Source organism: Ruminococcus callidus ATCC 27760 (genome assembly GCF_000468015.1).
Taxonomy (GTDB): domain Bacteria; phylum Bacillota; class Clostridia; order Oscillospirales; family Ruminococcaceae; genus Ruminococcus_C; species Ruminococcus_C callidus.
In genome coordinates this window covers 1-1,344 of sequence record NZ_KI260395.1, presented here as the reverse complement: position 1 = coordinate 1,344, position 1,344 = coordinate 1, and the positions used below count along the sequence as shown (strand labels likewise).

The window sequence follows — 1,344 nt, the reverse complement described above, 5'->3', positions numbered from 1 at the left end:
GGCTGCCAGCTCCCTTTTCAAGGGAGCCTTTTTTACCTTATAGTCCACCTCCACACAATCTCTTCACAAATGTGAAAAAACCACGACAGAATGACAAAACCGCCGGAAACCAAACAAAGCACCCAGCACCCAATGTGCTGAATGCTTTGTTATTGTCTTAGATGTTAGATAAAGGATTTAATATAGATTAAGCTACCTTTCCATTTGTATATGTACCAGCAGCAGTTGCATCAGCTCTAGTATAGGTACAATTTTTCTTTCCGCTCGATCCATCGCCTTCCGCATACACCAGTTTTTTTACAAGACCATCACTTGAAACTTCAATGGTAACAATTGTACCCGGGACTTCAGCCAATTGCTTTACTGCACTTTGTGCACTGCCCATAGTAGTAACAATATTTTTAGTACTGGAATCATCAACGGTTACAGCAGTGCCTCCAGCAGGTGTGAAAGTATACTTTCCATCTGCAGATGCATACAAACCAGAAGCAATCGTCTGTGCAGCTGTTACAGCCTGCTGGCATTCGCTCTGTACATTCTGTTCCTTTGTCTTGCTGATATAACCGATCAAAGACGGAATCAATGCCGCAGACAGAATTGCCATGATGACCAGAACGACGATCAGTTCGACGAGGGAGAAGCCCTTGCGGTTCTTTTTCTTCTTCATTGCAGTGTTGAATACGTTCATCGGGGTTTTCATATTGGTTTCCACCTTTCAAATTTGATTTAGTAAAATAAAATAACCTTGTTCCCGAAATCCCCGCTTTCGCGTCTAGCCGGCATCGCGTCCGGAGTTTCAGGAGAATCAAACGAGAGTTCTTATCAACGTTCCCTCTCGTTGTTTGCAAGTCTATTATAGCACAATCTGGCAGTGTTGTCAATAGAGTTTGTGCATATTCTGCATTTGGAACAACAAACAAACATACTTTTTGTGCACATCTACAACGCACCGGAAAAGTGGCAGAATTGCGTGGTTTTTCGCTTCCATTTTTTAGCCGATTTTGTACGATTCCGATAATGCGGCTCTGATTTTGATAAAATCGTGTCGAATTTCACATAAAACTATTTTGATTCTGGAGATTTCTCAAATGCAGTCGATTTTCCGCTTCAAAATGCAAACGAAAAATTACTCCCAACTTTTCCGCGAATTTGATACATTTTCTCTAAAAATCATGTAACGCGTTACATTTCGCGGGAGTTGAGGGGAGAATGTTGCGGGGATTTTTTAATAGGCTTCTTTTTTCTGCCTCCCTTGAAAAGAAAAGGGGGACCGCCGCAGACGGTGGAGGGATTTTCACTGAAATCTTTTCCTTTTGCTTCAGATTTCACGAGATAATCCCTCAG

At 42.0% G+C, this 1,344-nt stretch carries 1 protein-coding gene; it reads right to left on the bottom strand.

Annotation, left to right across the window (positions count from 1 at the left end):
- Positions 1-187: 187 nt before the first annotated feature.
- Positions 188-712 carry a type II secretion system protein gene (locus RUMCAL_RS14610; RefSeq protein WP_242823494.1) on the bottom strand — a complete coding sequence of 175 codons (525 nt, stop codon included), beginning with the start codon at positions 710-712 and terminating at the stop codon, positions 188-190.
- Positions 713-1,344: the final 632 nt, after the last annotated feature.